General features: G+C 62.2%; 9 protein-coding genes. 3 read left to right on the plus strand and 6 right to left on the minus strand.

The window, feature by feature from the left end; genetic code table 11:
• Position 1 precedes the first annotated feature (1 nt).
• Together G533_RS0104755 and G533_RS0104760 are read right to left on the minus strand one after the other, a co-directional pair.
• Positions 2-3178 carry an efflux RND transporter permease subunit gene (locus G533_RS0104755; protein ID WP_027948975.1) on the minus strand — a complete coding sequence of 1059 codons (3177 nt, stop codon included), beginning with the start codon at positions 3176-3178 and terminating at the stop codon, positions 2-4.
• On the minus strand, positions 3175-4248 hold the full coding sequence (locus G533_RS0104760) for an efflux RND transporter periplasmic adaptor subunit (RefSeq protein WP_027948976.1): 1074 nt from the start codon (positions 4246-4248) through the stop codon (positions 3175-3177). The genes G533_RS0104755 and G533_RS0104760 overlap by 4 nt, the downstream gene beginning before the upstream one ends.
• A 200-nt stretch (positions 4249-4448) precedes the next feature.
• Between G533_RS0104760 and acnA the strand changes: the two genes are divergently transcribed.
• Positions 4449-7184, plus strand: coding sequence for an aconitate hydratase AcnA (gene acnA / locus G533_RS0104765; RefSeq protein WP_027948977.1), 2736 nt, complete (start codon positions 4449-4451; stop codon positions 7182-7184).
• 15 nt (positions 7185-7199) lie between these two features.
• On the opposite strand, the gene G533_RS0104770 is transcribed toward acnA, so the two are convergent.
• Complete coding sequence (locus G533_RS0104770; protein ID WP_035526490.1) at positions 7200-7628, minus strand: CBS domain-containing protein; 429 nt, start codon at positions 7626-7628, stop codon at positions 7200-7202.
• A gap of 171 nt (positions 7629-7799) precedes the next feature.
• Between G533_RS0104770 and G533_RS0104775 the strand changes: the two genes are divergently transcribed.
• The gene (locus G533_RS0104775; RefSeq protein WP_027948979.1) at positions 7800-9593 is read left to right on the plus strand and encodes a DEAD/DEAH box helicase; all 1794 of its coding nucleotides are present in this window, start codon (positions 7800-7802) and stop codon (positions 9591-9593) included.
• A gap of 20 nt (positions 9594-9613) precedes the next feature.
• Here G533_RS0104775 and G533_RS0104780 read toward each other — a convergent pair whose 3' ends face one another.
• The gene (locus G533_RS0104780; RefSeq protein WP_035526493.1) at positions 9614-10399 is read right to left on the minus strand and encodes a TSUP family transporter; all 786 of its coding nucleotides are present in this window, start codon (positions 10397-10399) and stop codon (positions 9614-9616) included.
• Entirely contained in the window at positions 10392-11240 is an 849-nt protein-coding gene (locus G533_RS0104785) for a heme-dependent oxidative N-demethylase family protein (RefSeq protein ID WP_027948981.1), read from the minus strand. The genes G533_RS0104780 and G533_RS0104785 overlap by 8 nt, the downstream gene beginning before the upstream one ends.
• A gap of 185 nt (positions 11241-11425) precedes the next feature.
• On the opposite strand from G533_RS0104785, the gene G533_RS0104790 reads away from it, so the two are divergent.
• On the plus strand, positions 11426-12373 hold the full coding sequence (locus G533_RS0104790) for a surface lipoprotein assembly modifier (RefSeq protein WP_240472372.1): 948 nt from the start codon (positions 11426-11428) through the stop codon (positions 12371-12373).
• Here G533_RS0104790 and G533_RS20565 read toward each other — a convergent pair whose 3' ends face one another.
• On the minus strand, positions 12374-14107 hold the full coding sequence (locus tag G533_RS20565) for a S8 family serine peptidase (protein ID WP_240472373.1): 1734 nt from the start codon (positions 14105-14107) through the stop codon (positions 12374-12376).
• Between the last annotated feature and the right edge of the window lie 116 nt (positions 14108-14223).

Here is a 14223-nt window from a genome sequence, read left to right on the forward strand (position 1 = left end):
GTCAATCAACTCCTGCAGATCTCGCAAGACGACGCTGCTGCCACTGCAACACCATCACCGTCAGGGCGGGTAGCAGCGTCAGGGTAACAGCAGCAGAGCCCAGAATACCAAACATCACAATCACACCTACCCCGCGATAAAGCTCGGTACCGGCGCCCGGCAGCAGCACCAGGGGTGCGAGGCCGCTGAGCGTGGTAATGGTGGACATGGCAATAGGCCGCAGCCTCGCCTCTACGGCTTCCTGCACCGCCGCAACCACCTCCATACCCGCGTCGGATACATTGGCGACCGCACGGTCGACAATAAGGATGGGATTGTTGACCACCGTGCCCATCAAGATCAGGAAGCCAAGCATGGAGATCATGTCAAATGGCTGCACAATTTCCGCGAGCCCGAACAGCGGCAACCAGCCGCCCACCACATTCAGCAGCCACAGGCCAACCATGCCACCAGCAATACCCAGTGGAATCGACGTCATGATCAACAGGGGATACCCCCAATGGCTGAATATTGCCACCAGCAGCAGGTAGACGATGAGCAGCGCCACCAGGTAATTGCTCAACAGCGAGGCACGGGTTGCATCAAGCTGGTCCGCAGCGCCGGAGATCGCCAGGCTCACACCGGCGGGCACTTCACCCGCAGCCGTCAGGGCATCCACCACCTCTTCTCGGACAATGGCGACCCCGGTTTCCAACGGCACCGACCTCGGGGGGATGATGTTCAGTGTGACCGTGCGCCGGCCATTGACTCGCCGCACCTGTGCGGTGTCCACCGTCTCGGTGATCGTTGCCAGGGAGCCCAGGGGAACCACCGTTCCCACCGGGGTGTAGACGGGCAGATGAGGCAGCGCGTCGAGTGAGCCCGACTGCCCGGCGTCGCTGTAGAGGTAAATATCCACCTTGTCATCGGCGAGAAAGAACTCATCGATGTAGCTGCCATCGGTCAATGCCGCAACGGTGAAGCCTATCGCCTCCGCATCGAGTCCCAGTTCGGCAGCGCGCTCCCAGTCCGGGTGCACCTCAACCAGCGGCTGGGCCAGGGTCAGCGACGACGGCCGGCTCTGGATGCGCGGGTTTTCGAAAGCCGCCTCAGCACGCCGGTACGCGGCCAGCGCCACCCTGTAGATATCGGTCAACTCGGCCCCGGAGACATCCAGATTCACGCTGCGCGTGCCCCCGTCGTTGCTGGTGATAATGGAGCCTCGCGCCGCGAAGGCGCGCATGCCCGGGTAGCGCTCAAATGCGGTGCTGAGCGCGTCCATCAGAGCATCCACCTCGGCGGCGTTGAGCGGTTCGGCAATGATGCGCAACTGGTCCGGCGCCACGCGCATATTAATGTAAGCAAGTGCCGGCATGCTGGTTTCACCGCGGGCGAACGCATCCGGGTCGGCATCCACATACGGCAACAAGGCAGTGCGTACTTCCTCGGCGATCTCCGCCATGGCATCGAGGTTGTAGCCCGGGGGCGCACTCATCAGGGCAAAAACTTTCGGCTCTTCGCCCTCGGGAAGGTACTCGGCGGCGGGCGTCAGCGTGATAACTGCCAGGGAACTGGCAGCGACCACCAAAACAACACAACCCACCCGGCGGCCGGCGGTCGCAAGCAACCAGGCAACCCCCTGCAACGTCTTGTCCCGCAAGCGCGGTCGCGATGTCGGCACCGCACCCTCGCGCCCAAGGGTCAGGCGCGCCGCTGCGGCCGGCAACACGGTGATGGCCACCAGCATGGAGGCCAGAATGGCCGCGGATATCGCGATGGCCACATCCGAATACAACTGACCGGCTTCCTCCTCCACAAACATGACCGGAATGAACACCAGGATCGTGGTTGCGGTGGAGGCAAACACAGCGGGCCACACCTGGCGCACCCCGTCGACCGCAGCACGCAGGCGGGACGCACCGCGCCGACGCTCCAGGGCGATGCTCTCCAGCACAACAATGCTGTTGTCCAGGGTCATGCCAATGGCAAAGGCGATACCTGCCAGGGAGATGACATTGACGGTGCGCCCCGCCAGTAGAAGACCGAGAAAGGCCACAATGATGCACAGGGGCACGCCCATCACGCCCACCAGCGTGGCGCGGGCAGAGCGCAAGAACAGGTACATGACCAGGGTGGCAAACAACGCCCCCAGAATGAGGTTCTGCCAGACGTTACGTACCGAATCCTGAACATAACGTACGTCATCGGAGACCGGCACCATCTGCAATCCCGCCGGCTCAAGTACCTCTTGATTGACGGCGTCGAGCTCCGCCAGCATCGCGCGCTTGATGGCAATGACGTTGGAACCGGACTCGCGGCGCACAGACAGGAAGATGTTGGTCTGGTCATTGAAAAACGACAGGGTGCGGGATTCAAAACTGCCCAGTGTCACGTCCGCCACATCGCTCAAACGAGTAATCGCATCCCCGCGACGCAACAGAATCAGCTGTTCCAGAGAGGCCTGGTCCGCGAAGCGGCCCACGGTGCGCAACAGGTACTCCCGCTTGCCCGACTGCACATCGCCGGCGGAGCGATCGCGGTTGCGGGAACGCACGGCATTGCGCACGTCAGTCAGCGTCAGGCCACGCTGTGCCAAGCGGGCCGGGTCGATCAAAATCTGGATCTGCCGTTCAGCGCCCCCGCCAAGGCTCACTTCGGAAACGCCGGGCACCCGGGCCATGCGCGGCTTCACCGCATCCTCGATAAAATCCAGTGCCAGGTTCACATCCACCTGGCGCGGGTTACCCGCCAGCGGCGTTATACTGAAAAACATGAAGGCATTGGCCGAGAACGAATTGGCAAAAATGCGCGGCTCGTCGACGTTTTCCGGGTAGTCCGGCACCTGGCTGAGCGCGTTGCTGACCCGAATCAGCATTTCCGTGATATCGGTGCCAAAGGGAAATTCCAGCTCGATTTCCGCGCGGCCGGCGCGTGCGGTCGCCACAATGCGCGACAGGCTGGGGAGGTTGCGCAGGTACTCCTCCTGCTCGATGAGAATCTCTTTCTCCACATCCTGGGGCGTGGCGCCGGGCCAGGTGGTGCGCACACTGATCACGCGCACATCGAGATCCGGAATCATCTGTACGGGTATACGCAGCGCCGCAATAATACCCACGACCGTCACGATCAGGGCGATAACGGTCACCAGTGTGCCCCGGCCGACGATACGCTCGAAAACGCCGGCTGAACCCTGCGTCATGGCGTGTCTCCCGTGGGTGCAAGCACCAGGCCGGGTTGCAAGGCTTCATTGCCTCGCACTACCACCTGCTCGTTTACCGTCAATCCCTGAGTGATTTCGATTTGGCCGGCGAACGCGAGGCCGGTGGTCACCGTATTCTCCCGTGCCACAAGCGCCCCGCCCTCGGGCTTGGCCGTCCACACCACAACCCGCCCGTCCGGGTAGCGAACGAGCGCGTCGCGTGGCACTGAAATACCCTTGCGTCCAGTGGCGAGGGCCAGACGCGCACTGACCGACATTCCGGGCAACAAGGCATCACGTGCACTGTCGGCCGGTGCGATGCGCAAGAGGAAGGTACGCGCCGCCGTATCAGTAACCGGCACCAGGCTGGCCACCGTACCGGTGAATTCCTGTGCCGGCCTGGCCGCCGTGGTAAAGGTCATGGGGGCGCCCTCCTGCAGGGAGGCCAGATAGTCTTCCGGTACGGCAAAATCCAGGCGCAGGTCTTCGAGACCAACCAGATCGAAGACCGCCTGGCCCGGCGTCAGCCATTCACCGCGCTCGGCGCGGCGCAGGCTGATCACGCCGGCAAAAGGAGCGCGCAGCGTATGCCGGGCCAACAGCGCCTGCGCCAGCGAAGCCTCGGCGGTGACCTGCTGCAGTGTCGCCCGCGCAGCATCGCGGTCGGCGACCAATTCCCGCACCGTGGTTTCGGCAATGCTCCGTTGCGGCAGTAGTGTCTGCGCCTCCTGCAGTCGCCGCTGGGCATCCCGCGCGCGCACCTCTGCCTGCGCCACCTGGGCCTGGGCGGCCGCGTGACGCAATTGGGCAAGCTCGGCGTCCATGCGCAACAGGACATCCCCCGCCGCCACCTGCGCCCCGGTATCAACTACGATATCAGCCACCAGGCCTGCCGCTGCCACCGACAGGCTGGCATCATGCTGCGCCGTGACCGTTCCGGTCAGGCGCAGCTCGCGCAGGATATCCGTGGTCTCGACAGTTGCCAGCCCCACACGAACCCCGGTATCCGCCGCGCACACACCCGCCAGGAACCAGAGCAATAGCGCCCAGCTGCCGGTGCGTCCCGCCATTGCCCATCGCGTAAAATAATGCACCCGGTCTCCTCTTACTCGTTGAATGTTGGCATCGCCGCAATGGCGGCGTTGCTGATCATACAAGCTTACGCAAACCCCGCCGGATCGTCTCAAACTGCCAGACGCGCCGACCTGTGCTAGGGTAACTGAACGGGACACAGGGTTCCCGCTTGTTCACTCGAATGAGAGGCATCAGCATGAGTACAAAATACCGCAGGGAACAGTCCCTGGATGTGAACGGCACACGCTATACCATCTTTCCACTGGATGGCGCCGGCGGAGACACACAAACCCTCCCCTATTCCCTCAAGCTGCTGCTGGAAAACCTCCTGCGCCATGGCAACGAACCCTACGTCACCGACGCCGATATAGAGGCTCTGACCCAATGGGACCCCGATGCAACACCCAGCCAGGAGATCGCATTCGTGCCCGCCCGGGTGCTGTTGCAGGATTTCACCGGTGTGCCGGCTATCGTGGACCTTGCCGTCATGCGCGATGCCATGGTGGATCTTGGCGGCGAACCGGGCAAGATCAACCCGCTATCACCCGTCGAACTGGTCATCGACCACTCTGTCATGGTCGACTATTTTGGTGGTGAGGACTCCCTGGAGCGCAATACGGCGGTTGAAATCGAGCGCAACCGGGAACGCTACCAGTTCCTGCGCTGGGGACAGGAAGCCTTCGACAACTTCAAGGTAGTGCCGCCCGGTACGGGCATTGTGCATCAGGTCAACCTCGAGTTCCTGGCACGCGGCGTGTTCAGTGCCGAACAGGACGGCCAGACCCTGGCGTACCCGGATACACTGGTCGGCACCGATTCGCACACCACCATGATCAACGGCCTCGGCGTGCTCGGCTGGGGTGTGGGTGGCATTGAAGCCGAGGCCGCCATGCTCGGCCAGCCGGTGACGATGCTGATTCCGGAGGTGGTTGGATTTCGCTTGCAGGGCCAGCTGCCCGAAGGGGCAACCGCTACCGACCTGGTGCTCACCGTCACCGAACAACTGCGCAAGCACGGCGTGGTCGGCAAATTTGTCGAGTTCTTTGGCCCCGGCCTCGTCCATTTAAGCCTGGCGGATCGCGCCACCATCGCCAACATGGCACCCGAGTATGGCGCTACCTGCGGCATCTTCCCGGTCGATGAGGAAACCGTGAAGTATTTGCGCCTCACCGGGCGCAGCGAGGAGCAACTGAACCTGGTCGAGCGCTACATGAAAGCCATGGGGCTCTGGCACGACGCGAATAGCGTGGAAGCCCGCTACAGTGCCACACTCACGCTGGACCTGGGCGACGTTGAACCCTGCATTGCCGGCCCGAAAAGACCTCAGGACCGGGTGCCCGTAAACAAGGCCAAGCAGGCGTTTACGCAGGTGCTGCGGGAATTCCAGGAACTCACCGTGGTATCGGAGGATGAAGGCGGCTGGGAGCAGGAAGGTGGCACGGTCAACGGCGAGGAGGCCACTGCCCTGAACGGCATTACCGTGCAGCGCGGCGGGAAATCATTCCAGCTGCAGCACGGTGCCGTGGTCATTGCGGCCATCACCAGTTGCACCAACACCTCCAACCCCGCCGTGCTCGTTGCGGCCGGTCTCGTTGCACGCAAGGCCCGGGCGCTGGGCCTGCGCTCCCGCCCCTGGGTAAAGACCAGCCTCGCGCCCGGCTCCAAAGTCGTCACTGAGTATCTGGAAAAGACCGGACTCATGGACGACCTGGAGGCCCTCGGCTTCTACCTCGTGGGGTACGGCTGTACCACCTGCATCGGCAATTCGGGGCCACTGCCGGACGACATCAGCGCCGCCATCGCCAAGGGCAACCTGCTGGTAACTTCGGTGCTGTCCGGCAACCGCAATTTCGAAGGCCGCATACACCAGGATGTGCGTGCCAACTACCTGGCTTCGCCGCCGCTGGTGGTCGCCTATGCACTGGCCGGCAACATGGATGTCGATCTGTTCAACGATGCGCTGGGTGAGGATGCCGACGGCAACCCGGTGACGCTTGCCGATCTGTGGCCGAGCAATGCAGAAATTCGCGAGATTGTCGACGGTGCCGTCAACGCGGGGATGTTCAGAGAGAAATATGCCGACGTCTACAGCGGCAACACGATCTGGAATGACCTCCCCGTGGCCGACAGCGAGCGCTATCCCTGGCCGGAATCCAGTTACGTGCGCAAACCCACATTTTTTGACGGGATGCCACCGCAAGCGGCTGACGTACAGGCTATAAATGAGGCCCGCTGCCTGGTGATGGTGGGCGACAGCGTCACCACCGATCACATCTCACCGGCGGGCGCCATCGCGCCGGACAGCCCCGCCGGCCAGTACCTGCAGGACCGCGATATTGCGGTGGATGATTTCAACTCCTACGGCTCTCGCCGCGGCAATCACGAGGTGATGATGCGCGGCACGTTCGCCAATATCCGGCTGCGCAACGTGCTGGCGCCGGGCACCGAGGGCAGCTGGACCACCTGCTTCCTCAACGGCGAGCAAATGTCCATTTTCGAGGCCGCGGAGCTCTACCGCGAAGAAGGCGTCCCACTGCTGGTTCTCGCCGGCAAGGAATACGGCACGGGGTCGTCTCGGGACTGGGCGGCGAAAGGGCCATCGCTGCTGGGCGTACGCGTAGTCATTGCCGAGAGCTTCGAGCGTATTCACCGCTCCAACCTGGTAGGCATGGGCATACTGCCATTACAGTTCAGTGAAGGGGAGAACGCCGAAACGCTGGGGCTTACGGGCGAGGAGAAATTCAGCATCGCCGCGGTCGAGCCCGGACAGAAACACGTTACCGTGAAGGTGCGCAGTACAGACGGCAAGGAGAACGAATTCCGGGCTCTCATCCGCATCGACACACCCAATGAATTCAGCTATTACCGCCACGGCGGCATCCTGCACTACGTCCTGCGCCGGCTAGCCGGCACGGCCGCAAAGGAAGAGTGAGACGCAGGAAATAGCTTATCCACGCTGCTCGCGAAAGCGCCGCCGGGAGTGTTCCATCAACGCCCAGAGGATGTTTCGTGAGCTCACTTGTCCCACCAGCACGCCGTCCTCAACCACGGGGCGGCGGCGCTGACGGGTCTCCAGCATGGATTGCGCCACTTCCACGATGCTGTCTTGCGCACTACAGGCATTGACCGTCGATGTCATCACCTCGCTGACCAGCGCGTGCTCGGGATCTCCATCGTTGTAGATGGCGGTCAATATGCCGCGCAGGCAATCCAGCTCGGAGAGCACACCCTGCACCGCGCCAGTGGCATCGGTGACCGTGAGCCCCGTGAGGCCGTGCTCGGTGATAATATTCACCGCCTCCACCAGATTCGCATCCGGCCGTATGGTGAGCGGTTGACGGTGCATGCAGTCTCTGACCGTGGTGGGTTGCGTCATACTGGATTCTCCACAAGTGAACAATGACTGCCAGTATAGCCGAGGTGAGCCCGGACTGGAGCGGGTACACGCCGCCGAACACGGCATATTCACGCTGCAGCCGCGTTGTCGCCCCGCCTGTAGCCTGTATACTACCGCCCCGTTGACCGCCCCACCCCCAAGGTACTCCCCATGACCACCGAACTCCCTGACGCGACTCGCTTCGCGGACCTGAACCTGCCCGATTTCCTCCTGCGCGCACTGACTGCCGTTGGCTACGAAACGCCATCGGCGATTCAGGCGCGCACTATCCCACCGTTGCTGGAGGGCTGTGACCTGGTGGGGCAGGCGCAGACCGGTACGGGCAAGACGGCGGCCTTCGCCCTGCCGCTACTCGCCGGGCTGGACGTCAAGCAGAAAACACCCCAGGTCATGGTGCTCACCCCCACGCGGGAACTGGCCATTCAGGTGGCTGAAGCCTTCCAGAAATACGCCGCCTACCTGCCTGGGTTTCATGTTCTACCCATTTACGGGGGCTCCGACTACCGCGGCCAGCTGCGTCAACTGGAGCGTGGTGTACATGTGATCGTGGGTACACCGGGACGTGTCATGGACCATATGCGTCGCGGCTCACTGGACTTGCGCGGACTGCGCTCGCTGGTCCTGGACGAGGCCGACGAAATGCTGCGCATGGGCTTCATCGATGATGTCGAATGGATTCTGGAGCAGACACCCCCCACACGTCAGGTGGCCCTGTTTTCCGCCACCATGCCCACGGCCATTCGCCGCATTGCACAGCAGCACCTGAAATCACCCAGAGAGATTACGATTCAAGTGAAATCGATGGCCAACGAGGCCATCCGTCAACGGGTGTGGATGATGGCCGGCGTACACAAGCTCGATGCCCTCACCCGCATTCTGGAAATGGAAGACTTCGACGCCATTATCATGTTCGTGCGCACACGCATCGCCACCACGGAACTGGCTGAGAAGCTTGCCGCCCGCGGCTATTCAGCGGCGCCCCTGAACGGCGATATTCCGCAGCAACAGCGCGAAAAAACCGTGGAACGCTTGAAGAATGGCGGTCTGGATATTCTGGTGGCCACCGATGTTGCGGCGCGCGGACTGGATGTCGAGCGCATCAGCCACGTCATCAACTACGACATTCCGCAGGATGTAGAAGCCTACGTACACCGCATTGGCCGCACCGGCCGTGCCGGGCGCAAGGGTGAGGCCATCCTGTTTGCCGCTAACCGGGAGCGCCGCCTGCTAAAGGCTATCGAACGCGCCACCTCCAACGTCATCGAACCCATGCAGCTACCCAGTGCGCAGGAGGTTCAGGACAAGCGCAGTGACCGCTTCAAGCAGCAGATCACGGCGACGCTGGATACCCGCGACCTCGATGCAGCGCGCAAACTGGTCAGCGACTACCAGCATGAATACGGCGTGCCCATGCTGGATGTCGCCGCAGCGCTGGTGTTGTTGGCCGGCGGCAAGGCCGATAGCCCTGCACCCGTAAAGGACAGCCCCACACCGGCCACGGGCGGGCGGGAGAAACCGCCACGCGGCGACACCCGGCCACCACGGGAAGCTCGCGAACCGCGCGACAAGCCCCGTCGGCAAGAGCGCGACAGCGAGCTGGCGAAGGGCATGGAACGCTTCCGCATCGCCGTCGGCCACACGCACGGGGTCAAGCCGGGCAACATCGTGGGTGCCATCGCCAATGAAGCCGACATCGACAGCGAGCACATCGGCCGCATTATCATCCACGACAGCCACAGCACCGTCGACCTGCCCGAGGGCATGCCCGAAGAGATCTTTGATCATCTGCGCAATGTCTGGGTGAGCGGACAGAAGCTGAACCTGCAGCGGGACCAGGGCGCAACGCCGGCTGGTAACGACAAGCCGGCGGCAGCGCGCAAGCGCACTGGCAAACCCGGCCAGAAGCCCGACCACAAGCCGGGCAAACGCAAACCGAAAGCCTGAGCCTGCAACCGCCGCAGGGATCAGTGCAGCAGCTGGCTTATCATCCGAGCCAGCCCAACCAGGCTGACCGCCAGCAGGCCAACGCCGAGCACGCGAAAAAACACCGCGGTGTCGGCGCGCAGCGTATAGGCGTGAAAGCGCAGGCCCAGCACGTGGCCGACGGCAGCGCAGGGCAGCAGCCAGAGGTGCTGCCGCCACTGCAGGTCGACACCCGTCCAGGCAAAGGCGGCCAGCTTTATGGCAACCAGTACAAACCAGAGTACAAATAGCGTATCGCGCAGTTCGTGACGGGCCACCCGGCTCGCCGCTACCGGCACTACCAGCGGTGCAGCAATCAGCGATGTACCACTCACGTAACCACCCAACATGAGCAGGCCGGCATCTACCCGCCGACTGTTGCTCTTGAAGGGTCTCTGCAGGATGTAACTCACGGCGTAGACACCGACCACCACGAAAATGAAACTGCTGACCACCGATGCCGGCAGTGTCAGCACACCGGCCACACCGATGAGTTTCGGCACCAGCATCAGCGCCAGGGCGTAGCGCAGGAAAGGCCAGTTCACGGTACCGGGGTCGCTGCGGGTGGTCCCGCGGGCCCGCACATGCGCCTGCACAATCGTCAGCCCGGAAAAAAACAGCAAATGCACAGAGATGATGGGCAGATAAACCAGCGGTGCGTTGTACACCATCAGCAAAAAGGGCAAGGTGAGCACCGCACCACCGAAACCGAGGCCCGAGCGCACAAACCCACCCCAGACAAAGAGCAGCCCGATGAGGGTCATTTGCCACCAGGCGAGATCAGCCATGCGCACTCCGGTAGGACGCCAGTTCACTTTCTATGCGGTCAAATCCCTTATAAGCCGCGAGCTCAGTCGGGCAGGCATCAACCGCCTGTAGTAAAGAAGGTATCGCATCGGGAACCGAAGCCAGGGCAGCGAGCGGACACAGATACACGCGTATCGTGAAGAGAATCGCAGCGGTGTTGGGGAGACGGCACAATGATTGCCGTTCGCAGCGGTAATGCAACGGCCCCACCGCTGCGCCCCCCTCCCTGACGCAAAGAGCATCCCCACACTGCAAGCCCCAGTTGAACCGCACCACGGGATGCTCGGGGCGCAGATGCTGCAGAAAGCGGTTCACGCGGGGCTGCAGTGCAGACGCAAATCCGGGAACATCATCGTGAATGGCGGTCAGCGGCTGCTCGAATTTGTCTTCCAGACGCCAGTGGCTCGGGCTGCAGAGGCTGGCAGCGGTTAACAGATACTCATCATCACGCTGCTGCAGCAGCAAGAGGTCATCGGCAACGGCCAGGGAGACGGCCCAAAGCGGCTCAGCACTCTGCGCATCGACACTGATAGCGCCTGCCGCAGAGTGCAGAAACGCCCCGTCCCTGCGATAAAACCCGGGATGATCACGTTCGAGGTGTGCCGCAAGCAGCTGACTGGCCTCACGCTGCGCCGGCAGGGACGCAGGGAGTGCGCGAAAAACCCGGGAGTCGAGCCTGCTGCGTGCTGCCTGCTTGTGCCGGAAGAAACGTGGCAGCGCGTCATCCGGCTCAATCCAGGTGTGCGCATTCAGCGGCGCAAGCCCCATGCCCAACACAGTCGGGTTGCGCAGGTGGGGAAGGTAGGGAATCGGCAATGGCACGCAGCACAGGTCTCCTCGATGAGGGAATGCATTCTGCGCGGTTGTGGCCCTTGGGGCAAACCGCGCAACGCTCAATTGCACATGGCTCAATGAGCACACGCGGCGGCGCGGCGCAAGGCCTTGTCGCACAGGCCGGCATTGGTTAGTCTCGCATTTCCGTCTCGACCGCCATCAGGACCCTTGGCATGCAACAGCCGAGCATTCACCTGTCCGGAGTCGTCGCCCTGACTGCGTGCTTGATGTCTCTGGGTGTCGCAGCCGAAGAGGAAAAACCTGCAATCCCGGCAACCCACTATTTTGCCGAGCTCGGTATTGGTGCCGAGTACGACACCAACGTCACCATTGATGAACTGGACGCCAGTACTCGGGAAGGCGATGCGGCCGCCACCCTTGAAGGCAAGGTGGGCATGCGTACCTACTTCAGTCCGAAAACCGACCTGCGCCTGACCTACGACTTCAATCAGGATATGTATCAGGACTTTTCAGACCTGAACAGGCAAACGCATATTGTTGGTGCCAACCTCAAGACCCAGCCCGGTAGCTTCGACGCCGGATTCTCGACTTTCTATGTCAACTCCCTGCTCGACGGCAACGGCTTTCTGGAACTGTACCGGGCCTCGCCCTACGTCTCGGGCTTTCTCAGCCAGAAATGGTTCAGCCGCCTGGCCTACGTGTTTTCCGACAAGCAGATCAAGGAGAGGGCGGAGCGCGATGCGACAACACACACCGGGGAAATCGACCTCTACTTTTTTGCCCGGGGACTGCGCAGCTACTACAACATGGGTTACCGGTTCCGCGATGAAGACGCCAACCTCGAGCGCCTGGACTTTACCTCCCACGCCGCCAAACTGCGTTACATTCGCCGCGTGGATATCGGCCGCAAAGTACTCAAGGTGGAAATGGCGTATCGCTATGAAAACCGCGACTACAGCGGCGTAACGCCGGGCATTGGCAGCATAGAGGGTGAACCGCGCAAGGACGAACGCCACCGGGTGCAGATCGACCTGGAGTACCCAGTGACCAAACAGGGCGCCCTGCAGCTATACCTGGCTTACGGTGACTACCAATCCAATTTCCCCATCAGTGACTTCGACCAGGGAATCGTCGGCAGCCGCTACGTCTACCGCTGGTGATCAACCGTTTACGCGCAGTACACCGTAGCCGTAAACATCATCTCGTCCGGGCACACCCTCGTCCTGCACGCTGCTGAGCAACGCCTCGCGCACGTCCTCGTAGGGAGTGAGCAAACGCAACCTGGCAGCGGCGGTGGCCACGAAGGGTACCGCAAACGAAGTGCCCGACGAGGTGGCGTAGCCACCGCCGGAGCGGGCATGCAACAGGCCAACACCGGGTGCGGCAAGGTCTACATAATCGCCGCGGTTCGCCAGCCGGAACACACGCCCGTGAGAGTCAACCGCCGTCACCGCCATCACCGATGAATAGGCCGCCGGGTACATGGGCTTGGCCATGGGCCCACCGTTACCGGCTGCCGCAAGAATCAACACCCCGCGACCGGCAGCGCGGCTGAGCGCCTTTTCCAGCAAGCGATTTGGCGGGCCGGCGAGGGAGATATTCACCACGTCGACACCGGACGAAATCAACCAGTCGAGGGCGCGTACCAGGCTCACTGTGCTGGCGATTTCACCGCGCGCGGCATCCTGCTCGAACACGGCAGCCGCATACAATTCGGCGCTGGGGGCCAGCCCGACATAATCCGTATCACGGCCGGCAAAAATCGAGGCGATGGCCGTGCCGTGGAAAGCGGGCAGTACTGCACCCTCGGTGGCAAACGCACGACTGTGGATATTCGCTTTCTGCAGCGCCGGGTGCGCCGTATCGACAAGGCTGTCGATCATGCCCAACCGCAGCGCCAGATCATCCATTCCGGCGGGGAAATGCAGCACGTTGCGCGGACTGGCGCCCTCAACGGTGTGATGCACCGGGGCTCCCGCGGTGTAGATATGGTTCAGGTCAACCTCTGCGCGTCCGCGGCCGACCACGTCGATCACGCCTTCCCGCACGTCGTAGATCTCGAAACTCGATGGCGCCTCGACCTCTGCCAGCAAGAGGCCCATACCCGGCAAGTCGGTAACACGGTCAAACAGATACCCCTTCACCGCCAGCTCATCGAATACCTCCGGCTCGGCCATCACCAGCCACTGCTGCGTCTTGATGCGGGCCTCGTCGATTTCCAGCTGGCTTTCCAGGTCTTCGAGCACGGTGGCGATTTCGCTCTCCAGACGCTCCTCGATGGCCGCTGCAATGCCGACCTCGACCTCACTCTCTACCGAGGCGGTCACCGACTGCTCGACCGTCTCCTCAACGGATTTCTCCACGGCACTCGCGACATTCTGCTCGACCGTGGTCTCGACGGAGTCCTCTACCGCCCCGGCGACCGATTCCTCTACCGTGGTCTCGACTGCTTCCTCGACGGCACCCGCTACCGATTCTTCAACACTGGTCTCCACCGCATCTTCCACCGACTCCTCAACGCTATCGGCGACGGTTTCCTCGACCGACTTCTCCACCGACTCGTCGATGGTCTCCTCGATTGAATCTTCAATGGAGTCCTCGATGGTCTCGCCAACGGCCTGGTCGACGGCAACCTCGAGCTCCTCTTCAAGGTTGTCGACCACCTCTTCTTCAACGTTCTCGGAGACTTCTTCTTCTATCGACTCGTCGATGTATTCCGCGAACTCATCTTCATCCAGGCAGCAGGGCACCTGGGCATTCACGGCAGCGGGCGCGAGCAGGGTGATGACGGCGGCGAACGTGCACGCCGCGATGAAGCGCGAGCCAGGGCGAAGCGAGCAGCACGCTTCGTGACTCACGACCTGCAAAACGGACATTCCGGTAGACTGTCGCACGGCTTTCACCCTCCACATGGCAGACGCCATCTATAGTAAAGACGAATCATAGCGCGATTAATTCCCCCAAATGGAATAGAATCCGGCGGCTAATCGTCTTCTCCAATAACAGGATC

Origin of the sequence: Haliea salexigens DSM 19537, assembly GCF_000423125.1 — a bacterium.
Taxonomy (GTDB): domain Bacteria; phylum Pseudomonadota; class Gammaproteobacteria; order Pseudomonadales; family Halieaceae; genus Haliea; species Haliea salexigens.

What these genes read in the sequence shown, in the direction of transcription:
- G533_RS0104755 (WP_027948975.1), bottom strand. Translation starts at nt 3,178, where the DNA reads ATGACGCAGGGTTCAGCCGGCGTTTTCGAGCGTATCGTCGGCCGGGGC.
- G533_RS0104770 (WP_035526490.1), bottom strand. Translation starts at nt 7,628, where the DNA reads ATGACGCAACCCACCACGGTCAGAGACTGCATGCACCGTCAACCGCTC.
- G533_RS0104775 (WP_027948979.1), top strand. Translation starts at nt 7,800, where the DNA reads ATGACCACCGAACTCCCTGACGCGACTCGCTTCGCGGACCTGAACCTG.
- G533_RS0104790 (WP_240472372.1), top strand. Translation starts at nt 11,426, where the DNA reads ATGCAACAGCCGAGCATTCACCTGTCCGGAGTCGTCGCCCTGACTGCG.
- G533_RS0104780 (WP_035526493.1), bottom strand. Translation starts at nt 10,399, where the DNA reads ATGGCTGATCTCGCCTGGTGGCAAATGACCCTCATCGGGCTGCTCTTT.
- acnA (WP_027948977.1), top strand. Translation starts at nt 4,449, where the DNA reads ATGAGTACAAAATACCGCAGGGAACAGTCCCTGGATGTGAACGGCACA.
- G533_RS0104760 (WP_027948976.1), bottom strand. Translation starts at nt 4,248, where the DNA reads ATGGCGGGACGCACCGGCAGCTGGGCGCTATTGCTCTGGTTCCTGGCG.